25 protein-coding genes are annotated in these 24,303 nt (G+C 63.0%); 11 read left to right on the plus strand and 14 right to left on the minus strand.

Annotated elements, in window-relative coordinates; genetic code table 11:
- Nucleotides 1-49: 49 nt before the first annotated feature.
- The gene (groES, locus tag ACGYK4_RS02630) at nt 50-337 is read right to left on the minus strand and encodes a co-chaperone GroES (RefSeq protein ID WP_067267338.1); all 288 of its coding nucleotides are present in this window, start codon (nt 335-337) and stop codon (nt 50-52) included.
- A 166-nt stretch (nt 338-503) separates the two neighbouring features.
- Entirely contained in the window at nt 504-1,184 is a 681-nt protein-coding gene (locus ACGYK4_RS02635; RefSeq protein WP_394454968.1) for a DUF2161 domain-containing phosphodiesterase, read from the minus strand.
- 151 nt (nt 1,185-1,335) lie between these two features.
- On the opposite strand from ACGYK4_RS02635, the gene ACGYK4_RS02640 reads away from it, so the two are divergent.
- The 6 genes from ACGYK4_RS02640 (at nt 1,336) to ACGYK4_RS02665 (ending at nt 6,208) form a co-directional block, all read left to right on the plus strand.
- Nucleotides 1,336-2,256 (plus strand): manganese-dependent inorganic pyrophosphatase, encoded by a 921-nt coding sequence (locus ACGYK4_RS02640; protein WP_394454969.1) that lies wholly within the window; start codon nt 1,336-1,338, stop codon nt 2,254-2,256.
- Nucleotides 2,257-2,306: 50 nt separating this feature from the next.
- On the plus strand, nt 2,307-3,179 hold the full coding sequence (locus tag ACGYK4_RS02645) for a TIGR01459 family HAD-type hydrolase (protein WP_394454970.1): 873 nt from the start codon (nt 2,307-2,309) through the stop codon (nt 3,177-3,179).
- A gap of 89 nt (nt 3,180-3,268) precedes the next feature.
- Nucleotides 3,269-3,712 (plus strand): MaoC family dehydratase, encoded by a 444-nt coding sequence (locus ACGYK4_RS02650; protein ID WP_067267345.1) that lies wholly within the window; start codon nt 3,269-3,271, stop codon nt 3,710-3,712.
- 62 nt (nt 3,713-3,774) lie between these two features.
- Nucleotides 3,775-4,707, plus strand: a complete 933-nt coding sequence (locus ACGYK4_RS02655; protein WP_394454971.1) for a bifunctional riboflavin kinase/FAD synthetase — start codon at nt 3,775-3,777, stop codon at nt 4,705-4,707.
- Nucleotides 4,704-5,174, plus strand: a complete 471-nt coding sequence (locus tag ACGYK4_RS02660) for a YcgN family cysteine cluster protein (protein WP_394432474.1) — start codon at nt 4,704-4,706, stop codon at nt 5,172-5,174. Before ACGYK4_RS02655 ends, ACGYK4_RS02660 begins: the two co-directional genes overlap by 4 nt.
- The gene (locus ACGYK4_RS02665) at nt 5,174-6,208 is read left to right on the plus strand and encodes a threonine aldolase family protein (RefSeq protein ID WP_394454973.1); all 1,035 of its coding nucleotides are present in this window, start codon (nt 5,174-5,176) and stop codon (nt 6,206-6,208) included. Before ACGYK4_RS02660 ends, ACGYK4_RS02665 begins: the two co-directional genes overlap by 1 nt.
- A 4-nt stretch (nt 6,209-6,212) precedes the next feature.
- Here ACGYK4_RS02665 and ACGYK4_RS02670 read toward each other — a convergent pair whose 3' ends face one another.
- Entirely contained in the window at nt 6,213-7,010 is a 798-nt protein-coding gene (locus tag ACGYK4_RS02670; RefSeq protein ID WP_394454975.1) for an alpha/beta fold hydrolase, read from the minus strand.
- Nucleotides 7,007-7,603: a 2-hydroxychromene-2-carboxylate isomerase gene (locus ACGYK4_RS02675; protein WP_394432468.1), complete on the minus strand. Its 597-nt coding sequence runs from the start codon at nt 7,601-7,603 to the stop codon at nt 7,007-7,009. The genes ACGYK4_RS02670 and ACGYK4_RS02675 overlap by 4 nt, the downstream gene beginning before the upstream one ends.
- A gap of 102 nt (nt 7,604-7,705) precedes the next feature.
- Between ACGYK4_RS02675 and ACGYK4_RS02680 the strand changes: the two genes are divergently transcribed.
- Entirely contained in the window at nt 7,706-8,725 is a 1,020-nt protein-coding gene (locus ACGYK4_RS02680; RefSeq protein WP_067262737.1) for a ribose-phosphate pyrophosphokinase, read from the plus strand.
- Nucleotides 8,726-8,801: 76 nt separating this feature from the next.
- Here ACGYK4_RS02680 and ACGYK4_RS02685 read toward each other — a convergent pair whose 3' ends face one another.
- The 7 genes from ACGYK4_RS02685 to ACGYK4_RS02715 form a co-directional block, all read right to left on the minus strand.
- Nucleotides 8,802-9,152: an H-type lectin domain-containing protein gene (locus tag ACGYK4_RS02685; RefSeq protein ID WP_394454976.1), complete on the minus strand. Its 351-nt coding sequence runs from the start codon at nt 9,150-9,152 to the stop codon at nt 8,802-8,804.
- Between the two features lie 110 nt (nt 9,153-9,262).
- Nucleotides 9,263-9,703: a F0F1 ATP synthase subunit epsilon gene (locus ACGYK4_RS02690; RefSeq protein WP_394410464.1), complete on the minus strand. Its 441-nt coding sequence runs from the start codon at nt 9,701-9,703 to the stop codon at nt 9,263-9,265.
- Between the two features lie 12 nt (nt 9,704-9,715).
- Nucleotides 9,716-11,140 carry a F0F1 ATP synthase subunit beta gene (gene atpD, locus ACGYK4_RS02695; protein ID WP_209218274.1) on the minus strand — a complete coding sequence of 475 codons (1,425 nt, stop codon included), beginning with the start codon at nt 11,138-11,140 and terminating at the stop codon, nt 9,716-9,718.
- An 18-nt stretch (nt 11,141-11,158) separates the two neighbouring features.
- Entirely contained in the window at nt 11,159-12,040 is an 882-nt protein-coding gene (locus tag ACGYK4_RS02700) for a F0F1 ATP synthase subunit gamma (RefSeq protein ID WP_136720392.1), read from the minus strand.
- A gap of 15 nt (nt 12,041-12,055) precedes the next feature.
- Nucleotides 12,056-13,594, minus strand: coding sequence for a F0F1 ATP synthase subunit alpha (gene atpA / locus ACGYK4_RS02705; protein WP_209218275.1), 1,539 nt, complete (start codon nt 13,592-13,594; stop codon nt 12,056-12,058).
- On the minus strand, nt 13,595-14,155 hold the full coding sequence (locus ACGYK4_RS02710) for a F0F1 ATP synthase subunit delta (RefSeq protein ID WP_067262214.1): 561 nt from the start codon (nt 14,153-14,155) through the stop codon (nt 13,595-13,597).
- Nucleotides 14,156-14,449: 294 nt separating this feature from the next.
- Nucleotides 14,450-15,196 (minus strand): class I SAM-dependent methyltransferase, encoded by a 747-nt coding sequence (locus ACGYK4_RS02715; protein WP_067262215.1) that lies wholly within the window; start codon nt 15,194-15,196, stop codon nt 14,450-14,452.
- Between the two features lie 63 nt (nt 15,197-15,259).
- On the opposite strand from ACGYK4_RS02715, the gene gloB reads away from it, so the two are divergent.
- From gloB to ACGYK4_RS02730, 3 genes are all read left to right on the plus strand, one after another.
- Complete coding sequence (gloB, locus tag ACGYK4_RS02720; protein ID WP_394454978.1) at nt 15,260-16,027, plus strand: hydroxyacylglutathione hydrolase; 768 nt, start codon at nt 15,260-15,262, stop codon at nt 16,025-16,027.
- Between the two features lie 175 nt (nt 16,028-16,202).
- Nucleotides 16,203-18,524 carry an ATP-dependent Clp protease ATP-binding subunit ClpA gene (gene clpA / locus ACGYK4_RS02725; RefSeq protein WP_394432457.1) on the plus strand — a complete coding sequence of 774 codons (2,322 nt, stop codon included), beginning with the start codon at nt 16,203-16,205 and terminating at the stop codon, nt 18,522-18,524.
- Entirely contained in the window at nt 18,521-19,474 is a 954-nt protein-coding gene (locus ACGYK4_RS02730) for a M23 family metallopeptidase (protein ID WP_394432455.1), read from the plus strand. The genes clpA and ACGYK4_RS02730 overlap by 4 nt, the downstream gene beginning before the upstream one ends.
- A gap of 15 nt (nt 19,475-19,489) precedes the next feature.
- Here the strand turns inward: ACGYK4_RS02730 and ACGYK4_RS02735 are convergent, their stop codons facing one another.
- The 3 genes from ACGYK4_RS02735 to ACGYK4_RS02745 all read right to left on the minus strand — a co-directional run bounded on the left by ACGYK4_RS02735 (nt 19,490) and on the right by ACGYK4_RS02745 (nt 23,228).
- Entirely contained in the window at nt 19,490-21,427 is a 1,938-nt protein-coding gene (locus ACGYK4_RS02735) for a peptidoglycan -binding protein (protein WP_394432453.1), read from the minus strand.
- Nucleotides 21,427-22,626: a biopolymer transporter ExbB gene (locus ACGYK4_RS02740; RefSeq protein ID WP_394432451.1), complete on the minus strand. Its 1,200-nt coding sequence runs from the start codon at nt 22,624-22,626 to the stop codon at nt 21,427-21,429. Before ACGYK4_RS02740 ends, ACGYK4_RS02735 begins: the two co-directional genes overlap by 1 nt.
- Before the next feature lie 71 nt (nt 22,627-22,697).
- Nucleotides 22,698-23,228, minus strand: a complete 531-nt coding sequence (locus tag ACGYK4_RS02745) for a gamma-glutamylcyclotransferase (protein ID WP_394454980.1) — start codon at nt 23,226-23,228, stop codon at nt 22,698-22,700.
- 66 nt (nt 23,229-23,294) lie between these two features.
- Between ACGYK4_RS02745 and ACGYK4_RS02750 the strand changes: the two genes are divergently transcribed.
- A complete protein-coding gene (locus tag ACGYK4_RS02750; protein WP_394454982.1) occupies nt 23,295-24,302 on the plus strand; it encodes a DUF2125 domain-containing protein in 1,008 nt (335 codons plus the stop codon).
- The last annotated feature ends 1 nt before the right edge of the window (nt 24,303 follow it).

A 24,303-nucleotide genomic window follows, 5' to 3' on the forward strand; every position in this document is an offset into this window, starting at 1 on the left:
AATCTTGGATTGATGTCAGCGTCTTCAAAGGGTCGGCAAGCCGGGTGGCTTACGCGATGATCCCCATGATGTCGCTTTCTTTCATCATCAGCATTTCTTCGCCGTCGACGGTGACCTCTGTGCCGGACCACTTGCCGAACAGGATTTTGTCGCCGGGTGCGACGGCCATTTCGATCAGCTCGCCGTTGTCTTTGCGGGCGCCGGTGCCGACAGCCACGACTTCACCTTCGGAAGGCTTTTCCTTGGCGGAATCGGGGATGATCAGCCCGCCGGCGGTTTTCTCTTCGCTTTCTGTGCGCTTGACCAGCACACGGTCATGAAGCGGTTTCAATGCCATCTTTGCAGCTCCTTAAGGCTCAAAGTTACTCTTCCAAGCCACCCCCTCCGGGCGAGGGGTGCAGCCGTTAGCACTCGACCCATGTGAGTGATAACGATGCATAGCTAAGGAGCGGCCCGCGGCCTGTCAACAACGGCGTTGAAAAATTTTGAGCGCATTGGAACCATTAGTCGGCCCCTAAAACACGCCCCGCAGTCGCAACGGCCTCGGCCCCCTTTGGGGTCAGCCCGTATATGCCTTTGTCGACCTTTTCAAACCAACCATAGTGATCGTCCCGCATCATGCGGGTCGCCGCCGAGACGCCAGTCGCGCGGGCCACATCCGCGCCTTTGCTGGCGCCCGCTTCGAACAGATAAACCGCGAGCTTCAGCGCATCCTGTCGGTAAGCCGTCACCAACCCCGCCCGGGTCTGGCCGCCGTCGTTCGGATCGCCCTGCCGCCGGGCGAATTCCCGCAAGAGCAGCGCCGCCCGTTTGGCATTCTTGCGCGGCGCATAGGGGCCGGGATCGCAATGCACCTCGACCAGCCCATCCGACAGCCGCACGGTGATCAGCCCCAGCCCCAACCGCCGGGCCAGCGTGACGTTGTCCTTCACCGCCTTGGCAAAGCGCTTGCCCGGTTGGCGCGCCACGGCAAGGTAGACATCATCCACCACTTTCAACCGCGCCAGACATTGATGAAACAGCGCCAGCGAAAAGCCGAGCTTCAATTCCACCACCACCGGCGGCTCTGCCCCGCGCACGGCCACCACATCCGCCGCGCCGACCTCGGCCTTCACCACATAGCCCTGATCCTCAAGGAAGGCTTTGATCGGCGGGTAAAGATCGGTTTCGCGCGGATTGCTCATGGCGCGCAACTTGCCCCATCGCGCGGCGCTATGCAAAGGGCGGCGGCGCCTCAAGGTGCCGCGCAATGCCGCATTGCAGCGCGCGCAGGTGACAAGCCTATTCAACCTGCTATAAGGCGCGCAAATCCACCCGAACAGACAGGACCGCCCCATGACAACGCTTGTTTTTGGCCATAAATCCCCCGACACCGACAGCACCGGCAGCCCGATCGTTTGGGCGTGGTATCTCAATGAGATCAAAGGCATCCCCGCCAAACCCGTCCTGCTGGGCGAGCCGAATACCGAAGCGCTCTTCATGCTCGACAAATGGGACCTCGAAAAGCCCGAAATCCTGACCGAGCTTGAGGCCGACACCAAGGTTGTCATCGTCGACACCAATAACCCCGCCGAACTGCCCGACAACATCAATGACGCCGATATCACCGGCATCATCGACCACCACCGTCTGGTGGCGGGGCTTGAGACGCGCGGCCCGATCGAGATCAACATCCAGCCGCTCGCCTGCACCGCGACGATCATGTACAAGATGATCGGCAAGGATTGGGCGCAGGCCCCGCGCGGTGTGAAGGCCGCGGCCCTGTCCTGCATCCTGTCGGACACGCTTGAGTTCCGCAGCCCCACCACCACCCAAGAAGACCGCGCCATCGCCCATGACATCGCGCAGGATCTCGGCGTCGATATCACGGATTACGCGGCCGAAATGTTCGCCGCGAAATCCGATGTCTCTGCCTTCAGCGAAGCGGAACTGCTGCGCATGGACAGCAAGGGCTTTGACCTTGACGGCACCAACCTGCGCGTGAGCGTGTTGGAAACCACCTCCCCCGCGCCGCTGCTCGAGCGTAAGGACGCGCTGATGGCCGAAATGCCCAAAGTGGCCGAAGCCGACGGTGCCGCGCAGGTGCTTTTGTTCATCGTCGACATTCTGAAAGAAGAGGCGACCCTCTTGGTTCCCAACGACATGGTCAAACACATCGCCGAGCAGAGCTTCGGCGCTGAGGTCTCCGGCGACAAGGTCGTGCTGCCCGGTGTGATGAGCCGTAAAAAGCAGATCATCCCGAACCTCAAGATGTAAGCCAATCGGGCGGGCCAAGTGCCCGCCCTCACTTTTTGAAAGGCCGCCCCATGACCCGCATTATCTCTGCTCTGCCCGACGTATCCGATCGGTATGACGCGCTTTTCGTCGATCTTTGGGGCTGCGTGCATGACGGGCGCAAAGCGCTGCCCGCGGCGGTGGCGGCCTTGCAGGCCTATCGCAAGACCGGCGGCAAGGTCGTCTTGGTCACCAACTCCCCCCGCCCCCGTGATGGCGTGGAGAAACAGTTGCAGCAATTTGGCGTGCCGCAAGACGCATGGGACAGCATCGCCACCTCCGGCGATTCCGCGCGGTCAGCGATGTTCCGGGGGGCCGTGGGCGAAAAGGTCTGGTTCATCGGCCATCCCGGAGAGCGCAAGTTTTTCGAGCCGCTGACCATCCTGAAAGACCCGGTCGAGATTGAGACCGTCCCGCTGGCGCAGGCCGAGGGCATCGTCTGCACCGGCCCCGTCGATGCCATGGCCGACCCGGAAGTCATGCGCCCCGAGTTCGAGCAGGCCATCGCCCGCGGGCTGAAGCTGCTCTGCGCCAACCCCGATATCGTGGTCGACCGGGGCGAGGTGCGCGAATGGTGCGCCGGGGCGCTGGCTGCGCTCTATACGGAAATGGGGGGCGAAAGCCTCTATTTCGGCAAGCCCCACGCCCCGATCTATGACCTCGCCCGCCGCCGTCTTGCCGCGCTTGAGGTCGACATCCCCGACAACCGCATCCTCGCCATCGGCGACGGCATCCTGACGGATGTCAAAGGCGCGATGGACGAAGGGATCGATTCGCTCTTCATCACCGGGGGGCTGGCCGCCGCGGAAACCGCCACGACCGAGCAGCCAGACGAAGCCAAACTCCGCGCCTATCTCGACCGCGAAGCATCAGCCCCGACCTATGCCATCGGATTCCTGCGCTAACCAAGAAAGGGCTTGATTTTCTGCGCCTGCGAAGTAATAAAGTTGCAACTCGACGCAGCCTAGCGTCACTTTGTTACCAAGGAGCCGTCATGTTGGACAATATGCCACGCGGGACGATCTGCATCGAAGATATCGAAATCGGCATGTCGCGCCATCTGCGCAAGGTCGTGACCGATATGGATATCGAACTTTTCGCGCAGGTCTCGACCGACCGCAACCCGGTGCATCTGGATGACGACTATGCCCGCGAGACGATATTCGAGGGGCGCATCGCCCATGGGATGCTGACCGCCGGGCTGATCTCGGCGGTGATCGGGGAACAGCTTCCCGGCCATGGCACGATCTACCTTGGGCAATCGCTAAAATTCCTCGGCCCCGTGCGCCCCGGCGATATGGTGCTGGCCGAAGTCACCGTGACCGACATGGACATCGCCAAACGCCGCGTGAAAATGGACTGTCGCTGTACGGTCGACGGCAAACCCGTGCTGGCCGGAGAGGCCACGGTGCTCGCACCCTCGGCCAAGCTCGACTGAGCGGGCGGTTTTCGCCGCCTGTGCATCTTGCTCTTGCCCCGCTGCACGGCTAGGCAAGGCGCATGCGGATCATCCGAGATTATCAATTCGTCGACCTGCCAGATCGCGGTGCCACCGCCGCGATCGGCAATTTCGATGGCGTCCACCTTGGCCACCGGTCGGTGATCGAACTGGCGCAGCAGGCGGCCCCCGACGCGCCGCTCGGCGTCGTCACCTTTGAGCCGCATCCCCGCGAATATTTCGCTCCCGACGCCCCGCCCTTTCGCCTGATGGGGCGCGAGGCCCGCGCGCATCGGCTTGAAAAAATAGGCGTCAAACGGCTCTATGAACTGGCCTTCAACAGCACTCTGGCGGGCCTCTCGCCCGAGGCTTTTGCCCGCGACGTGCTGCACGAAGGGCTGGGGCTGGCCCATGTGGTCGTCGGCGCTGACTTCTGCTTTGGCAAGGGCCGCGAAGGCACCGCTGAGGATCTGGTTCGTTTCGGCGCGCAATATGGCTTTGGCGTCACCATCGCCCCGCTGATGGCCCGCGATGAGCTGACCGTGTCGTCGACCGCCATCCGCGAAGCACTGACCCGCGCCGCGCCGCGTGAGGCCGCCGCCATGCTGGGCCATTGGCACCGTATTGACGGGCCGGTGATCTCGGGCGAGCAGCGTGGCCGCGAGCTAGGCTTTCCCACCGCGAATATGTCCATCGACGGCCTGCACCCGCCCGCCTTCGGCGTCTACGCCGTGCTGGTCGACGTGTTGGAGGGGCCACATAAGGGCAGCTATCACGGTGCGGCCAGCATCGGCACCCGCCCGATGTTCGGTGAGAACAAAGCCAATATCGAGACCTATGTCTTTGACTTCAAAGGCGACCTTTATGGCGCGCCGCTCTCGGTCGGGCTGGTCGAACATCTGCGCGGCGAAGAGAAGTTTGACAGCCTCGATGCGCTGATCACCCAGATGGGGCAGGACTGCGACCGCGCCCGGACCATTCTGGCGGCGTTATGAGCGATCCGATCCCCCGCAAGGGCCTGACTCCGAAGTTCTGGGAGAAGAAAGCCCTGACGGAGATGTCCCAGACCGAATGGGAAGCGCTCTGCGACGGTTGCGGCAAATGCTGCCTCAACAAGCTGGAAGACGAAGACAGCGGCGAAGTGGCCCTGACCCGCGTCGCCTGTCGCCTGCTCGACGACAGCAGCTGCCGGTGCGTGCATTACGAGAACCGGCATGAATTCGTGCCCGACTGCATCGTGCTGCGCCCCGACAACCTTGATACCCACGCCTATTGGATGCCGCAAACCTGCGCGTACCGCCTGCTGTGGGAGGGCAAACCGCTGCCTGAATGGCACCCGCTTAAGACCGGCACGCCCGACAGCGTGCATGACGCCGGGGTCAGCGTGCAATTTGATACCGTGTCCGAATTTGATACCCCGTTCGAGGAATGGGAAGACCATATTATCGAGGAGCCCACCTAATGTTTTTCGCCTCTGACAACGCCGGCCCCGTCCACCCCAAGGTGATGGAGCGCGTGATCGCCGCCAATACGGACTACGCGATGCCCTACGGCAAAGACCCGATCATGGATGAGGTCCGCGACCAGATCCGGCAGCAGTTCGAGGCACCTGAAGCCGAGGTCTACCTCGTTGCCACCGGCACCGCGGCCAATGCGCTGGCGCTGGCCTGCTACACCCAGCCGTGGCAGACGATCTTTTGCGCTAAGGTCGCGCATATCGAAGAGGATGAGTGCAACGCGCCCGAGTTCTACGCAGGTGCGGCCAAGCTGACGCTGGTGGAGACCGAAGACAAGATGACCCCCGAGGCGCTGCGCCGCGCCATCGTCGCGCGGGTGGCGGGCGACGTGCACACGCCGCAACGCGGCCCGGTGTCGATCACGCAAGTCACAGAACGCGGCGGGGTGCACAGCCTTGAAGGGCTACGCGCGCTGACCGCGGTGGCCAAGGAATACGACCTGCCCGTCCATATGGACGGCGCGCGTTTTGCCAATGCGCTGGTGGCACTGGACTGCACCCCGGCTGAGATGACGTGGAAATCGGGCGTCGATGTGGTGAGCTTTGGCGGCACCAAGAACGGCTGCATGGGTGTCGAAGCTGTGGTCTTCTTCGACCCCAAGAAGGCATGGGAGTTCGAGTTGCGCCGCAAGCGCGGGGCGCATCTCTTCTCCAAACATCGGTATCTCTCGGCTCAGATGGCGGGCTACCTTGCAGATGGCACATGGTTGGAAACAGCCAAGGCGGCCAACGCCAATGCCGCCCATCTTGCCCAAGGGCTGCGCGCGGCGGGGGCGGAATTCCTGCATGAGCCTGCGGCGAACATGATCTTCGCCCGTTTCCCCCGCGCCATCCACCGCAAGCTGCATGATGCAGGCGCGCGCTATTACCTGTGGGACGGCACGTTGGAAGGTGACGATGACGAGATGATCGCGGCGCGGATGGTTTGCGACTGGTCGATCAGCCGCGAGCGGATCGACCAGTTCCTGAGCCACTTTTAAACGTTCACGCCAACGGCACGTCGTTCAGGAAATCACGGATCGCTTCGGCGACCTCGGCTGCATGGGTGATGGGCACCATATGCCCTGCCCCATCGACCGAGACGCGCCGCGCATCCGGCAACCGGCGCATCAGCGACGTGTTAATCGCATGGGCCGCTTTGGGCGAAGCGCTGCCCTCAACCAATAGCGCGGGCATCGACGCGCGCTCGAACATGCCCGGCGCAAGCAAGCCAGCGCTGTCCTCGCCTAAGAAGGGCGAAGAAGCGGGGATGAAGCCGATGCGGTCGACCATATAGGCGCGGGTCGGTTCGGGGATTTGGTCCCATTTCGTGCCATCGCCCCAGACCCGATTGAAGAGCCGCGCGGCGGTTTCCGCGTCGCCCTCGGCCAAAGCCGCCTCAAAGGCGGTGTTCTGTTCGTTGTATTCGGCCATCGCCTCAGGGTCATCCTGTTTGGCGGCGGCGAAATAGACAGGCTCGATCAGCGTGATGCTGCGCACCAACTCAGGATGCTCGATCGCCAACCGCATCGCCACCGTCGCGCCAAAGGAATGGCCGATCAGGTCCATCGGCGCTTCGAGCAAGCTCAGCGCCATCTCGGTCGCCACGTCGTGGATATTGCCCTGCCCGTCCCAATCGCCCGAGCGCCCGTGCATCGGCAGATCGAAGGCGCGCAGGGTCAGCTCATCCGACAGCGCCGCCCCGATCCCCCGCCACGCGCCGGAATGCGCCAGCGAGCAATGGATCGCCAGGGCCGGGCGCGGGCCGTGACCGAACCGGCGCGCGTTAATTTCTGGGGTCACAGCTTGCCCCCGAGGTGCAGATCGAGGTCTTCTAAACGGTCCTGCCCCCAGAACTTCTGATCCCCGACGATATAGAACGGTGCACCAAAGACACCCTGCACGACAGCGTCTTCAAGGTTCGCGGCATAGGTCTCCGCCCCCTGCAACAAGCCGCTGTCGGCCAGTGCGGGATCGAACCCCGCCTCACTCAGACAGGCGCGGACCACATCGTCATGGCCGATGTCCTTTTCCTCGGCCCAGACCGCGCGGGTGATGGCATGGGTCAGCTTGCCCAAATCGCCCCCGCCCGCATTCTGCGCCGCGATCACCGCATAGGCCGCAGGCGCGCCATTCGTCGGCCAATGCGCGGGCTTAAGGTTGAACGGCAGGCCCAGCTTGCGCGCCTGCCGCGGCAGGTCTTGGGCGCGGTATTCATTCCGGCTGGGGTGACGCTCTGCCGGGGGCAGCCCGCCGGTACGCGGGAACGCAGCAACGATGTCGAAAGGTTTGTAAACGATCTCGGCCCCGTGCTTTTCGGCAATCGCCTCAAGCCGATTCCCGGCGAGGTAGCAATAGGGTGACAGCGTTGCGAAAAAATAGTCGATCCGGGCCATTTGGCTCTCCTTCGGGGGCGGTGCAGCTTTGCCCGACCGTAAGCGCATGCTAAGCGGTGTCAACGTCACGAATCTGCAACCTACCGCTGCCCCGGAGCCCCTATGCCACGCACTTCAGAACCTAAACTGATCTCAGGCAATGCCAATATGCCGCTTGCCAAGGCCATCGCGCGGCGCATGTCGCTGCACCGCGGCGTCAATGTCGGCCTTGTCGATGCACGGGTCGAGCGGTTCAACGACGGCGAGATTTTCGTCGAGGTTTATGAAAACGTGCGCGGCGAGGATATGTTCATTATCCAGCCCACGTCGAACCCCGCGAACGACAACCTGATGGAACTGATGATCATGGCCGACGCGCTGCGCCGGTCCTCGGCCGCGCGGGTCACTGCGGTGCTGCCCTACTTCGGCTACGCCCGTCAGGACCGCCGCACCAAGGCGCGCACGCCGATCACCGCCAAAATGGTCGCCAACATGCTGACCGGCAGCGGGATCGAGCGGATCCTGACCATGGACCTGCACGCCGCGCAGATCCAAGGTTTCTTCGACATTCCGGTCGACAACCTCTACGCCTCCCCGATCTTTGCGCTGGATATCAAGGACGCTTTCAAAGACCGTATGGATGAGCTGATGGTCGTCAGCCCCGACGTTGGCGGCGTGGCCCGCGCACGCGAACTGGCCAAGCGGATCAACTCCCCCCTGTCGATCGTCGACAAACGCCGCGAGAAAGCGGGCGAAGTGGCCGAGATGACCGTGATCGGCGATGTGAAGGGCAAGACCTGCCTGATCGTGGACGACATCTGCGACACCGCGGGCACGCTCTGCAAAGCCGCCGAAGTGCTGTTGGAGAACGGCGCCAAGGAGGTACACTCCTATATCACCCACGGCGTCATGTCCGGCCCGGCGGTCGAACGTGTGGCCAATTCGGTCATGAAATCGCTGGTCATCACCGACAGCATCGCGCCGACCCCCGCGGTCAAGAAAGCGCCGAACATCCGCATCGTGCCCACCGCGCCGATGTTTGCCCAAGCGATCCTGAACATCTGGAACGGCACCTCCGTCTCCTCGCTGTTCGAAGCGGAAACGCTGGGCCCGATCTATGACGGAATGTATGCCGCGAGCTAAGCCTTGTGCGGTGATCTAGGGTTGGCCCCAACGGGCCGCCCGCGCCTTCTAGGCCCCTCCCGCCGAAGCGACGGGCCTAGCTGATGACCCAGTCATCCTCCTCCCCCAGTGATCCAATCGCCGTCCAAGCCAGCCGCGCCCGTGCGACGCGGGTGTCTCCCCATGTGCGGAACACCATGTCAAAGCCCGCCTCGGTCACCGCCTCGGCGCAGATGTCGGCGCGGGTGACGGTGCTGGCATCAATGTCCCAAAGCGACATCGTGACCTGAACATGCGGCGGCTCTCGGAAGGGTTCGGAAAAATTGATCCGGCGGCGGCGTTCACGCTGGCCATGGCCCGTCCACATCGAACCGCCGTCTTCGAACTCGGAAAACAGCATGACATCGCCGTTGTCCACGCCGATGGTATGGCTGCGCAGTCGTTTCATATCCCTAGCCTGCCCGCTTTTTTGTTCACTGCACAATGATGCCGCAGCAGCGAGAGGCAGAAAAGCAAAAAGCCCCGCCGAAGCGGGGCTTTTCACGAATTTTCAACGCATTACAGGTTGGGCTGCTTGCTCGACAACCCGATGTGATCACCAACGGCAACCATATCGGAGAGCAGCTTGGCAGCGTCATCCACGGGACCGGGCTCATTCTCCCAGTTGTCCTTGGCGCGGGTGTAGAGGGCATGCGCCTCTGCCACCATGCTGTCCATCTGCTCCTGCGTCATGTCGGCACGCGCCACGGCACGTTCCGCCAGCACAGACACGCCGCCCTGACCGCCGATTTCGGCGAAGCCGCCTGTCACGACATATTCGGTCGTGCCCTCCGGCCCTTCCACGCGCAGAAGGCCCGGACGCAGGGTGGTGATGGTGGGCGCATGATCGGCCATGGCCGTCATGTCACCCTCGGTGCCCGGAATCTGCACGGCCGTCACCTGCATCGATGCCAGCCGCCGTTCCGGCGAAACGAGGTCGAATTGCATTGTGTCTGCCATTGTCAGCGCTCCTTAAGCGGCGTCTGCCGCCATTTTCTCGGCTTTCGCCTTCACTTCGTCGATGCCGCCAACCATGTAGAAGGCACCTTCGGGCAGGTGGTCATACTCACCCGCAACCACCGCCTTGAAGGAGGCAATGGTTTCTTCCAGCGGCACCTGAACGCCGTCGGACCCGGTGAAGACTTTCGCCACGTCGAAGGGCTGGCTGAGGAAACGCTCGATCTTACGGGCGCGGGCCACGGTCAGCTTGTCCTCTTCGCTTAACTCGTCCATGCCGAGAATGGCGATGATGTCCTGAAGCGATTTGTAGCGCTGAAGCACCTGCTGCACGTCTGTCGCCACCTTGTAGTGCTCGTCGCCGATGATCAGCGGGTCAAGCAGACGCGAGGTGGAGCCGAGCGGGTCAACCGCAGGGTAGATGCCCTTTTCCGAGATCGAACGGTCGAGAACCGTTGTCGCGTCGAGGTGCGCAAAGGAGGTCGCCGGCGCGGGGTCGGTAAGGTCGTCCGCGGGAACGTAGACGGCCTGAACCGAGGTGATCGAGCCATTCTTGGTCGAAGCAATACGCTCCTGCATGACGCCCATGTCGGTCGCCAGTGTCGGCTGGTAGCCCACAGCGGAAGGAATACGACCCAGAAGGGCGGACACTTCGGAACCGGCCTGCGTGAAGCGGAAGATGTTGTCGACGAAGAACAGAACGTCGGAACCGGATTCGTCGCGGAACTGCTCGGCCAGTGTCAGGCCGGTCAGGGCGATCCGCATACGCGCGCCCGGAGGCTCGTTCATCTGGCCGTAGACCAGCGCAATTTTCGAATCCACGAGGTTGTCGGGAACGATAACGCCGGATTCAATCATCTCGTGGTAGAGGTCGTTGCCCTCACGGGTCCGCTCGCCCACGCCCGCGAACACGGAGAGACCCGAGTGCACTTTGGCGATGTTGTTGATCAGTTCCATGATGAGAACGGTCTTGCCCACGCCGGCACCACCGAAGAGGCCAATTTTACCACCCTTGGTGTAGGGGGCCAGCAGGTCGATGACCTTGATGCCGGTGACGAGGATTTCGGTCTCGGTCGACTGGGCCGCGAACTCGGGCGCTTCGCCGTGAATGGCGCGGGAGTTGTCCGCGTTGACCGGGCCCTGCTCGTCCACGGCTTCGCCGGTGACGTTCATGATGCGGCCCAGGGTCGCGTTGCCGACGGGCACGCGGATCTGGTCGCCGGTGTCGGTCACGTCTTGACCGCGGACCAGACCTTCGGTGGCGTCCATCGCAATGGCACGCACGGTGTTTTCGCCAAGGTGCTGCGCCACTTCGAGAACCAGCGTCTTGCCTTGGTTCTCGGTGTGGAGCGCGTTGAGAATCTCGGGCAGGTCGCCCTCGAATTGAACGTCAACGACAGCGCCGATGACCTGTGTAATTTTACCGACAGCTTTTGCCATGTCGTGTCTCCGATTTGCTTACAGCGCTTCCGCGCCGGAAATGATTTCGATCAGCTCGTTGGTGATGACAGCCTGACGCGAGCGGTTGTACTCGATGGTCAGCTTGTCGATCATCTCACCCGCGTTGCGTGTGGCGTTGTCCATCGCCGACATCCGGGCACCCTGTTCGGATGCACCGTTCTCCAGCAGAGCCGAGAAGATCGCCGTGGCGACCCCGCGCGGCAGAAGGTCGGCCAAGACCGCCTCTTCGCTGGGTTCATAGTCGAACAATGTGGACGCTGCGCTGTCGTCGCCTTCTTCGCCGTCGAATTTGGCGGGGATGATCTGCTGCGCCGTCGGCGTCTGCATGACCACGTTGACGAACTTCGCGTAGAAGATCGTCGCCACGTCAAATTCGCCCGCGTCAAAGCGGTTCAGCACGTCCTGCGCGATGTTCTGCGCGTCGCCGTAGCCGATCTTTTTGACTTCGCTGAGGTCAACATGGCCCACCAGATGATCGCCCAGATCGCGGCGCAGCGCGTCGCGGCCCTTCTTACCAACGGTGAGGATTTTCACCTCTTTGCCCTGGGCCAGCAGATCGCGCGCATGGGCCTTGGCCTTCTTCGCGATGTTGCTGTTGAAGCCGCCGCACAGCCCGCGTTCGGCGGTCATGACCACCAGCAGATGCACCTTGTCTTCACCCGTGCCGCTGAGCAGCTTGGGCGCGCTGTCGGAACCGCCGACGCTGGCCGCGAGCCCTGCCATCACGGCATTGAACCGCTCAGAATAGGGACGCGAAGCCTCGGCAGCCTCCTGCGCGCGGCGAAGTTTCGCCGCGGCAACCATTTGCATGGCCTTGGTGATCTTGCGGGTCGATTTGACCGACGAGATCCTGTTCTTCAGGTCCTTGAGATTTGGCATTGCCTTATCTCCCGTTTAAGCGAAGTCGGCGGCGAAACCGTCGATGGCGGCTTTGATCTTCTCTTCCAACTCGCCTTTGACCTTGCGGTCGTTGTTGGTGATGTCCTTGAGAAGGTCGTCATGCTTGCTGCGCAGATGCGCCAGCAGACCCGCTTCGAAGCGGCCAACGTCCGAGATGTCCACCTTGTCGAGATAGCCGTGGGTACCGGCGTAGATCACGCAGACGATTTCGGAGTTGGTCAGCGGCGCGTACTGCGGCTGCTTCATCAGCTCGGTCAGACGCGCACCACGGTTCAGCAGCTGCTGGGTCGCGGCGTCGAGGTCGGAACCGAACTGGGCGAAGGCCGCCATTTCGCGGTACTGGGCCAGCGACAGTTTCACCGGACCGGCCACCGAGGACATCGCCTTGGTCTGGGCCGAGGAGCCAACGCGGGACACCGACAGACCGGTGTTCACGGCGGGACGGATGCCCTGGTAGAACAATTCGGTCTCAAGGAAAATCTGGCCGTCGGTGATCGAGATCACGTTGGTCGGAATAAACGCGGACACGTCGCCACCCTGGGTCTCAATGATCGGCAGCGCCGTCAGCGAGCCGTTGCCAGCTTCGTCACCCAGCTTCGCCGAACGCTCGAGCAGGCGGGAGTGGAGGTAGAAAACGTCGCCCGGGTAGGCTTCGCGGCCCGGCGGGCGGCGCAGCAGCAGGGACATCTGGCGGTAGGACACGGCCTGTTTGGAAAGGTCATCGTAGATGATCAGCGCGTGGCGGCCGTTGTCGCGGAAATGCTCGGCCATCGCGGTGGCGGCATAGGGCGCGAGGAACTGCATCGGCGCGGGCTCGGAAGCAGTCGCAGCCACAACGATGGAGTAGTCGATGGCGCCGGTCTCTTCGAGCTTTTTCACCAGCTGCGCCACGGTCGAGCGCTTCTGGCCGATCGCGACGTAGACGCAGTACATCTTCTTGCTCTCGTCGTCGCCAGCGGCTTCGTTGACCTGAGCTTGGTTCAGCATGGCGTCGAGCGCGACGGCGGTCTTGCCGGTCTGGCGGTCGCCAATGATCAGCTCACGCTGGCCACGGCCAATCGGGATCATCGCGTCAACGGACTTGAGGCCAGTGGCCATGGGCTCGTGCACGGATTTACGCGGGATGATGCCCGGTGCCTTCACGTCGGCGATGCCGCGCTTGGTCGCGCCGATGGGGCCTTTGCCGTCGATGGGGTTGCCCAGACCGTCAACAACGCGGCCCAGCAGTTCGTCACCGATTGGCACGTCCACGATGGAGTTGGTGCGCTTGACGGTGTCGCCTTCGGTAATGTCACGGTCGGAGCCGAAGATAACGACACCCACGTTGTCGGCTTCGAGGTTCAGGGCCATGCCCTGAATGCCGCCGGGGAATTCGACCATTTCACCGGCCTGAACGTTGTCCAGACCATAGACGCGGGCGATACCGTCACCGACGGAGAGAACGCGACCCACTTCGGCCACTTCGGTTTCCTGACCGAAATCCTTGATCTGGTCCTTCAGGATCGCAGAAATCTCTGCTGCTTGGATACCCATTTATCCGACCTCTTTCATTACATTCTGGAGGGAATTGAGCTTGGAGCGGATCGAGGTGTCGATCATCTTCGAGCCCACTTTGACGACAAGACCGCCGATGAGGCTTTCATCAACGGTCGCATGAAGTGATACTTTTTTGCCGGTGGAAGCGGTCAGCGATTTCGCCAGCTTGTCCGACTGTGTCTTCGTCAGTGCTTTGGCCGTGGTGACCTCGGCAGTGATTTCGCCTTTGGCTTCGGCAATGGTCTCGCGCAGCGCTTTGACCAGCGCGGGCAGCGCGAACAGGCGGCGCTTTTGCGCCATCAGTTGCAGCGTGTTCGCCATGGTCTTGGTCAGGCCCATCTTTTCGGCCAGCACCTTGATCGCCTGTTCCTGCTCTTCGCGGGTATAGAGCGGCGAAGTGGTCAGGCGGCGAAAATCGTCGCTGTCGTTCAATGCCGCTTCAAGCGCGGTAAGATCGCCCTCGATGGCATCGACCTGATTGGCCTCGCGGGCCAGATCGTACACGGCTGTCGCATAACGTTCCGCGATACCGGTGGAAATGGAAGCAGGTTCGGACACGTCCATCCTCTCGTTCAATAAGCGCCGGATATGCGAAGATGTCGCGTCACCAGCAGTTGGCGCGGCTTGAAGTTACCCAAGACGTCTAAATCAGGGGCGATGTAGCAGACAGGTTCACGCCCGGCAACACAGTATAGGCAGGTAATGTCGCGGCGTGCTGCAATATTGCAAGGGCTGCGGCCTATCGCGGCTCTTTGCCGCAGAAAAATGCCACCCCGACCACAGCTGGAGCAGGCCCACTAATCCAGCCCCCTCGCGCACTGCATGTGCTAAGTCTACAAGGCGCTGAGACGTTTAGACCGGTTTGGCCTGCGGCTCTGCCATCCCCTCCAACACCCCGATGGCACGCCTTGCGGTGCTGCGTTGCGGGCGGCCTCGCGGCGGGTAAACCAGTTTCGTGGCCTCCACCAAGATCGCGCCGCCGCCCATCATCGTCGGCATCTGACGTCCGATTTTCTCGAACAAAGGCGCCGATTTCATCCAGATTCGCTGTTGCGAAGGGAACTGATAAAGCGCGCCAAGGTGCCGTTCCGGCAGGAACTGATGCTTGCGCAACTGCGTCTCTAGCTGCCCCGGCGAATAGGGCCGCCCATAGCCGAAAGGCGTGCGGTCGCGCCGCGCCCACATGCCCGCGCGGCTTGGCACGATAAACAGCGCCTTGCCCCCCGGCCCCAGCACACGCCAGCATTCGTCCAGCAGCTCGCTGGGCCGTTCGGAGGTTTCGAGCCCGTGCATCAGCACCAGTTTATCCACTGCCCCCGTCTCGACCGGCCAAAGCGTCTCTTCCGTCAGGACCGAGGTGTTGGGCATCCCCGCCGGCCAAGGCATCACCCCCTGCGGGCCGGGCATCAAGACCATCACCCGCCGCGCATCCGCCAGATAGGGGCGCAGCAGGGGTGCAGCAAAGCCAAAGCCGACAACGGTCTGGCCCTTCGCCTCGGGCCAAAGCTCCAACAACCGCCCGCGCAGGGATTTCTGCGCCGCACGTCCCAACGCGCTGCGATAATAGAAATTGCGCAGATCCTGTACATCAAGATGCATTGCAGCCCGCCTTGGTGAGTGTCACTCTTACCGGACCATAACAACACAGCGAGGTAAGACGCCATGGCCTTTGATCTGGTCACGATTCCCTGTCTGTCGGACAACTACGCTTTTCTGCTGCGTGACCATGACAGCGGCGCGGTGGCGCTGATCGACGTGCCCGAGGCTGCGCCGATCATGGCAGAGCTTGACCGCCGCGGCTGGACGCTGAGCCAAGTCTGGTTGACCCACCACCACCCCGACCACGTCCAAGGGCTGGCCGAGGTCCTGACCCGTTTCCCCGCCGAGGTGATCGGCGCCAAGGGCGACACCCACCGCCTGCCCCCGCTCGAGCGCGCAGTGGCCGAGGGTGACACCATCAAGCTGGGCGCGCTTGAGGCCCAAGTGCTCGACGTATCTGGCCACACCGTGGGCCACATCGCCTTCCATGTGCCTAAAGCCAGGGCGGCCTTCACCGCCGACAGCCTCATGGCGCTTGGCTGCGGTCGCCTCTTTGAAGGCACCCCCGCGCAGATGTGGGAAAGCCTGCAAAAGCTGGCCGCCCTGCCACAGGGCACGACGATCTGCTCGGGCCATGAATATACCGCCGCCAACGCAAAATTCGCCCTGACCGTTGATCCGGACAATCCCGCCCTTATATCAAGGGCCAAGGACATCGACAGCGCCCGTGCCAAGGGGCAGCCGACCGTCCCCTCGTCGCTTTCACTGGAACTAGAAACCAATCCCTTTCTGCGCCCCGCCGACCTGGCCATCCGCGCGACCTTGGGGATGCCAGACGCCACCGACACGGAAGTGTTCACCGAAATCCGCAGGCGAAAAGACCAGTTCTGAGCGCCCGCAATCATGGCTCAAAGTCCTCGCTCACGGCAAATGTGACCGATTCGGACCAGAATCTTCTTGAAGATGGGCGATGATCAACCAAACTCTAATACTATGAGGCCATGGTCGGACCGGGGCCTGAGACATCTCAGCACCTCACCGACCCCGATCGAAAAGGAGCACGCCCGTGCCTTCATTCTCGACTACACTTGAGCAGGCAATCCACGCGGCCCTCGCGCTGGCCAATGCCCGCCGCCACGAATTCGCAACGCTTGAACATCTGTTGCTGGCCTTGCTCGATGAACCCGATGCCGTGCAGGTCATGAAAGCCTGTTCCGTCGATGTCTCTGACCTGCGCGATACGCTGGTGGAATTCGTCGACGATGATCTCAGCAATCTGATCACCGACATCGACGGTTCCGAAGCGGTGCCAACGGCGGCTTTCCAGCGCGTAATCCAACGCGCCGCAATCCATGTGCAATCCTCGGGTCGGACCGAGGTGACGGGCGCCAACGTGCTGGTCGCCATCTTTGCCGAGCGTGAGAGCAACGCCGCCTATTTCCTGCAAGAGCAGGACATGACCCGCTATGACGCGGTGAACTTCATCGCCCATGGTGTCGCCAAAGACCCGGCCTATGGTGAATCCCGCCCCGTCACAGGCGCGCCCGAGACCGAGGAAGAGGCCCAAAGCGTCACCGATGGCGACAAGAAGGAATCCGCGCTGGCGAAATACTGCGTGGACCTCAACGCCAAATCCCGCGAAGGCGACATCGACCCGCTGATCGGCCGCGAGGGCGAGGTTGAGCGCTGCATTCAAGTGCTCTGCCGCCGCCGCAAGAACAACCCGCTGCTGGTGGGTGATCCGGGCGTGGGCAAGACCGCCATCGCCGAAGGTCTGGCGCGCAAGATCGTCGCCGGTGAAACGCCTGAGGTGCTGGCTAATACCACGATCTACTCGCTCGACATGGGCGCGCTCTTGGCCGGCACCCGCTACCGCGGTGACTTCGAGGAGCGGCTCAAGGCCGTGGTGACCGAGCTTGAGGATCACAAGGACGCGGTGCTTTTCATCGACGAGATCCACACTGTGATCGGTGCCGGTGCCACTTCGGGCGGCGCAATGGATGCCTCCAACCTGCTGAAGCCCGCACTTCAGGGCGGCAAACTGCGCACCATGGGCTCCACCACCTACAAGGAGTTCCGCCAGCACTTCGAGAAGGACCGCGCGCTGAGCCGCCGGTTCCAAAAGATCGACGTGAGCGAGCCTTCGGTCGAAGACGCCACCAAGATCCTCAAGGGGCTGAAACCCTATTTCGAGGAGCATCACAGCGTCAAATACACCTCCGACGCGATCAAGACCTCCGTGGAACTGGCGCATCGCTACATCAACGACCGCAAGCTGCCGGACAGCGCGATTGACGTGATCGACGAAGCCGGTGCCGCCCAGCACCTCGTCGCCGCTTCCAAGCGCCGCAAGACCATCGGCACCAAGGAGGTCGAGGCCGTGGTGGCCAAGATCGCCCGCATCCCGCCGAAGAATGTCTCCAAAGACGATGTGGTGGTGCTGAAGGATCTGGAAAGCTCTCTCAAACGGGTGGTCTTCGGGCAGGATGACGCCATCGTGGCGCTGTCTTCGGCGATTAAACTGTCCCGTGCGGGCCTGCGCGAGCCGGACAAGCCCATCGGCAACTACCTCTTCGCTGGCCCCACTGGCGTGGGTAAAACCGAGGTGGCCAAGCAATTGGCCGACACCCTTGGCGTGGAACTGCTGCGTTTCGACATGTCGGAATATATGGAGAAACACGCGGTCAGCCGTCTGATCGGCGCGCCTCCGGGCTATGTCGGCTTTGACCAAGGCGGCATGCTCACCGATGGCGTGGACCAGCATCCGCATTGCGTGCTGCTGCTCGACGAGATGGAGAAGGCGCACCCGGACGTCTACAACATCCTGTTGCAGGTGATGGACCACGGCAAACTGACCGATCACAATGGCCGCACGGTGGATTTCCGCAATGTGGTGCTGATCATGACCTCCAACGCGGGCGCCTCCGAACAGGCCAAAGCGGCTGTGGGCTTTGGCCGCGACCGCCGCGAGGGCGAGGATACCGCCGCGATCGAGCGGACCTTCACGCCGGAGTTCCGCAATCGTCTGGACGCCGTGATCTCCTTCGCGCCGCTGCCGAAGTCGGTGATCCTGCGGGTGGTCGAGAAGTTCGTGCTGCAACTCGAAGCGCAGCTGATGGACCGCAACGTGACCATCGAGCTCTCCAAGAAGGCCGCCGAATGGCTTGCCGACAAGGGCTATGACGACAAGATGGGCGCGCGTCCCTTGGGCCGTGTGATCCAAGAGCACATCAAGAAGCCGCTGGCCGAGGAGTTGCTCTTTGGCAAGCTGGCCAAAGGCGGTGTCGTCAAGGTTGGCGTCAAAGATGATGAGTTGACGCTCAAAGTCTTGGGCAGCGAAAGCAAGCGTCTTTCCGGTGATCGCCCCCCGCTGCTCACCGCGGAATGATCTATCGGGCCGCACTGGCCCTGATCCTCTCCTCCGCCAGCCCTGCGCTGGCGGAGGATTTGCAATTGGCCTTCCCGCTGGATTGCACCCTTGGGCAGGACTGCCACATCCAACAATATATGGACCGCGACCCGAGCGGCGGCGCAGAGGACTACCGCTGTTCCGGCCTAACCTATGACGGCCACAAGGGCACGGATTTCGCCCTGCCCGACCGCGCGGCGATGGCCGCGGGCGTGACCGTGCGCGCGGCGGCGGCGGGGGTAGTCAAAGGACTGCGGGACGGGATGCCAGATGGCGCACCGCTCTCGGAGGTCCAAGGGCGCGAATGCGGCAATGGCGTGGTGATCGACCTCGGCCAGGGATGGGAGACGCAATACTGCCACCTGAAACACGGCTCGCTCCGCGTGCAGGAAGGGCAGGAGGTGGCGGTTGGCGACGCTTTCGGGCTCGTTGGCCAGTCCGGCAAAGCTGCCTTTCCGCATCTGCACCTGTCGCTGCGCCATCACGGCCAGCCCGTCGATCCATTCGCCCCCGAAGGCCATAGTTGTGACGTCGAACTGCGCAAAACCCTCTGGCAAGACACCCCGCCCTACCGCCCCGGCGGGCTGATTGCGCTTGGCTTTGCCGACCGCGTGCCCAGCTATGATGAGATCAAGGCGGGCGAAGCCCATCGCGACAGCCTGCCCAAAGAGGCCCCTGCCTTGGTCATCTATGGCTACAGCTATGGCACGCAAAAGGATGACGTGATGCGCCTCAGCCTCGCCGGGCCAAAAGGCACGGTCATCGAAAGGGATGTGGTGATGGAGAAGCCGCAGGCGCAAGCCTTTCGGGCCATCGGCAAACGCGCGGCTTCTGCGCCATGGGCCGCCGGGCGCTATACGGGCAGGGTCACCCTGCTGCGCGAGGGCCGTGTGATCGACGAAAAGACCGGCGTTCTGACCCTGCGATAGGCCGGGGCTGCCTGCCTACTTCTCGGTAAACTTCAACTCGATCCGCCTGTTCTGCGCCCGCGCAGCCTCGGTATTGCCCTCGGCCACGGGCTGATACTGGCCAAAGCCATTGGCGGCCAAACGATCCGGCGCAATGCCGAGGAAATTGACCATATATTTGACCACCGACAGCGCCCGCGCTTGGCTGAGTTCCCAGTTGTCCGCAAACTCCCCAAAGCCGGAAAGCGGCACATTGTCGGTATGACCATCGACGCGGATCACCCAATCGATCTCGGGCGGGATGTCATCCACAACGCTGCGCAGAATGCCCGCCACCTTGGCAATCTCACCCTGCCCGTCTTGGCTCAGCACCGCACTGCCCGGCGCGAAAAGCACCTCGGAGGAGAAGACAAAACGGTCGCCTTCGATCCGCACACCCTCCTGGTTGCCCAGCAGATCACGCAACCGCCCAAAGAATTCTGAGCGGTACTGGGCAAGGTTCTTGCTCTCTTCCTCAAGCCGCTTGCGCTCTGCCGCCTCCAATTCGGCGCGGCGGCGTTCCTCCGCCGCGACCCGCGCCAACGCGGTGTTCAACTCGGAGCCAAGCGATTGCAATTCCACCGATTTCGCCGCATCCCGCGCCACGGCGTCATCGAGCAACGCCTGTAGGTTGCCCAGTTGCGCGCGCAGTTCCGCGACCTGTTGGTTCAGCAACTCGGTCTGCCGCTGCGCCGCGGCGCTCACGGCTTTCTCCTCGGCCAGCGTCTCTTCGGCCTGCGCCAAAAGGGCAGCACGGCGTTCGGCGGCAGTGGTCTTATCCTCGGCCAAAGTCTCCGCCGCGAGTTTTGCCGCCAGCGCCTGCGCCAAACGTTCGCGCAGATCCGACTGCGTGCCGCTCAGCGCCTCTCCCTCTTCCTCTAGGCGCTGCACACGGGCCAGCGCCTCGGCCAGACGGGCGTTCAACGTCTGCTCGGTCGCCTCGGCCTGCGCCAACCGCGCGCGCAGGTCCTCTTCGGTGCCTTCCGCGGCTTCCAACTCTTCGGTGAGCGCGGCGCGCTCGGCCTCCAGCCCCGCGCCGCTCTCCTCCAGCCGCTCCATCCGCAGCAGCGCTGCGGCAAGCTCACTGTCGAGGTCGCTGCGCGCCGCGCGGGCAGCGGCCAAAAGGGTCAGCGTCTCTTCGGCCTTCTTGCGCTGCGCCTCAAGCGAAAGGGTCATGGCCGTCAATTCCGCATCCGCATCCTCCAGCCGGTCGCGCAGCGCCTGCGCCGCTGCGGCTTCGGCCAGACGGGCGGCTTCCTCGGCGCTGAGCGCCTCTTCGGCCTCCGCCACCTCGGCATTGAGGGCGGCGACTTCGGCCTCGGCTTCGGCGTTTTGCGCCCGCAGATCGGCCACCAGCGCATCCAACGCCTCGCGTTTCGCGGCGGCAAGCCGGGCCGTTTCCGCCTGCGCGTCGATCTCCTCCCGCGCGGTGCTGAGCGCGAGGTTCAGCGCCTCTTGCTCATCCAACAGCGCGGCTTCGCGGTCTTCCAAGTCACCGATGCGCGCCTGATCTTCCGCCTGCGACGCCAAGAGCGCGGCCACCCGTGCCTCAAAGCCGGTGATCTCGGCCTCCGCCGCCTGCAAGGCAGCCGCTTGCGCGTCGCGTTCAGAAGTCAGCCCGGCGATCACTGCCTCTTGCCGCGACACCTCATCACGCGCGTCGTTCAGTGAGGCATTCAGCGCGCCGAGCCGAGCCTCCAAACGCGCGGTGGTGCGTTCTTCGACGCCAAGCGCTTGGGCAAGGGCCGCGACCTCTCCGGCCAATTCGTTAAGCTCGCTTTCCTGCCCGCTAATCCGCTCTGTCAGGACGAATTGCACCACCATGAAGATGGTCAGTACAAACATCAGAACCAGCAAAAGCCCGGTCATCGCATCGACGAACCCCGGCCAGATGGAGCCCTGAAACCGTGCGCCTGTCCGCCGGGAAAGTGCCATTACTGGTCCCCGCCACCGGAGGTATCGCCCGCCCGCAGGCGGCGGGCCTCAGGGGCGCGTTGTCCGGAAAGCGCCTTGGCCAGCAGAGAGATATCTTTGCGCAATTCGGCCATGGTTTCCTGCCGCCCGGCAGAAATCTCTTCCAAGATACGCAGCATCTGCACGTCGATGGAGCGCAAGCGCATCCGGCTTTCCGCGTCGATCCCTTCGCCCGCGACCTGACCTTCGAGCGTGGCGATCAACCGGTCTTGCCCATCGGCCACCCGCTCCAGCGCGCTGTTGGTGGTCGTGTCATGCTCCATCCGCGTGGTCATCCGGTCCACGGCATCGGCCAGCTTGCCCAGCTTGTCGTCGACCATGGCGCGGCTGACGTCGGATTGGGTGAACATCTGCTGCATCTCGGCCATCTGTTCGACCATCTGATCCATCACGCTGGCCATAATGTTCTGATCGCTCACATCATCGCCTGAGGTCAGCCCGACCCGCGTGATGGAACTCAGCCAATCTTCCAGCTCTTGATAGAAGCGGTTCTGCCCGTGGCCTGCGAAAAGCTCCAACAACCCCACGACGAGAGAGCCCGCAAGCCCCAGAAGCGAAGAGCCGAAGGCCACGCCCATGCCGCCCAACTGCGCCTCAAGCCCGGTCATCAGACGGCCAAAGACATCGACGCCCGCTTCACCCTCACTGGGGGCGAGGGAACGGATCGTGTCGACCACCGCCGGAACGGTCGTGGCCAGCCCATAAAACGTCCCCAGAAGGCCGAGGAAAATCAACATATTGACGATATAGCGCGTAATCTCGCGCACTTCGTCGATGCGCGAGGCGACGGAATCGAGGATCGACCGGGTGGAGGTCGTGCTGACCTGCATCCGCGCGCCGCGTTGGCGCAGAAGCGACGCCAAGGGTGCCAGCAATTGCGGCGGTTTGGCATCGGGTTCGGCATTGCCAGCGGCGAAATCCTCGATCCAGCGGACCGAGCCGATAAGCTGCATCACCTGATAGAAACAGGCCAGCACACCGACGATGAAGACAAAGATGATGACCCCATTCAGCCATGGGTTCGCGGCAAAGATCGGCAGCACCCGGGGCAGCGCCAGAAAGACCCCGGCCCCCGTGAGGCCGAGCGCGATCAGCATCAGAGAAATCTGACGCACCGGCTGTGAAAACTGCGGTTTTGCCTTGCGGTCTGGCTGTGCCATGCGGCCTTTCCTGACCCTTTGTTCTGCTCTTGCCGCAGCTTACACTGAAACGGCAAAGAGTTGCCAAGTTTTTATGAGGTCAAAGCCTTCACCCGATCATGCAACCACTCCAACGCGGGGTCATGCAAGCCCACTTCGGACAGATGCACGGCGGTGTTGATCAAATACTCGGTATTTGGTCCGCGTCCGCCTACGGCGCGGGCAATGATCTGCGCTTGTTCTTCCAAGGGCAGCCCGCCGCAATATTGCTCATGCGCCGCGTCGATCACATAGGTCACCGCCTCCACGTCGCGGCCATCGGTCAGATGCACGGTAAGGTTCTTCTCGACATAGGCCGAAGAGATCAGCTCACGCTCGCGCAGATAGTCCAACGTCTGCACCTCCTGCCCCCCAGTCACCCGCATCGCCATCCCTTCGCAGGCCGAGCGAACGGATTCGTCAAGCGCCAGCACCAGCCCTGGCTGTTCGACCGTGCCCCGGTGATGGATCGAGCGCATGCAGAACGACCGCGCATAGCCCGGCAGCGTGGCGATCACGCTTTCCGCCACCTCGAAACCGGGGTTCCACAAGAGGCTGCCATAGCCAAATACCCACATTGTCATCCTGCTGGTCCTTTCTGCTGGCCTTCGGTAAACCGCATCTGAAGCACGATTTGAAGGGCTATCGAAATGCGGAAATTGGTTTGGCTGCTGATTGTGATCGCCGCACTTTGGGGCGCGTGGTGGGCCGCCGCCACGACGCAGATGCAAAGCACCCTGACCCGCCTGCTCGACACCCGCCGCGCGGCGGGTTGGGAGGTGACGCTCAAAGACATCGACAAAGCGGGCTTTCCCCTGTCCTTGCAAAACCGGCTGAGCGGGTTTGCCGTGGCAGACCCGGCCCGCGGTCTGGCATTCGAGGCCCCGCAGCTTGATCTCTCCGCCCCGGTCTGGTGGCCCGGTGATCTCTCGGCCCGCGCGCCCGTTGCGGCGGGCGACCTACCCGCAGGCGCATTGCCCCTGACGCTGAAGATGCGCGACCTGCGCGCCGATCTGGAACTGCACCCCGGCACCTCGCTTCAACTGGAGGCGATGGAGCTTCGCAGCACGCATCTTGAGGTCGACGGCCCCGACGGGCTGCTGCTGGAGGCGGAAGAGCCGCGGATGCGGATCGCGCAATCGGGCAGTGCGGCGCGGGACTATGACATCACGCTGCTGCCCGGCGGCATCACCCCCGGCCCCTTGCTGCGCAAGGTCTTGGGCGATGGCGCGGGCCAGCCCGGCGGGCAGCCGATCCTCTCGGCGCGGATGGCCGTGACCTTTGCCCGCCCGCTGGACCGGCACAGCGCGATGGCAGGCACCCTGCCGCAGATCGACGCGCTGACGGTTGAGAATGTGGATGCCGCTTGGGGCGAGGTGGCTCTGGGCGCCGAGGGGGCGCTCACCTTTGACGTCGCGGGCATTCCCGATGGGGTGCTGAGCCTGCGGGTCACCAATTGGTCCAAACTGCTCGACGCGGGCGAACGTGCGGGCTTTCTGCCGCCGTCGATGCGCGGGCAGGTCGACACCATGCTGCGGCTGTTGGAAGCGCGGGGCGGCACGCCGGGCGGATTGGACCTCGACCTGATCTTTACGGATGGTCAGATGATGCTGGCGGGGATCCCACTTGGCCCCGCACCGCGGTTGATCCAGCCCTGAC

Origin of the sequence: Sulfitobacter sp. 1A13368 (assembly GCF_043557275.1) — a bacterium.
GTDB classification, from domain to species: domain Bacteria; phylum Pseudomonadota; class Alphaproteobacteria; order Rhodobacterales; family Rhodobacteraceae; genus Sulfitobacter; species Sulfitobacter faviae.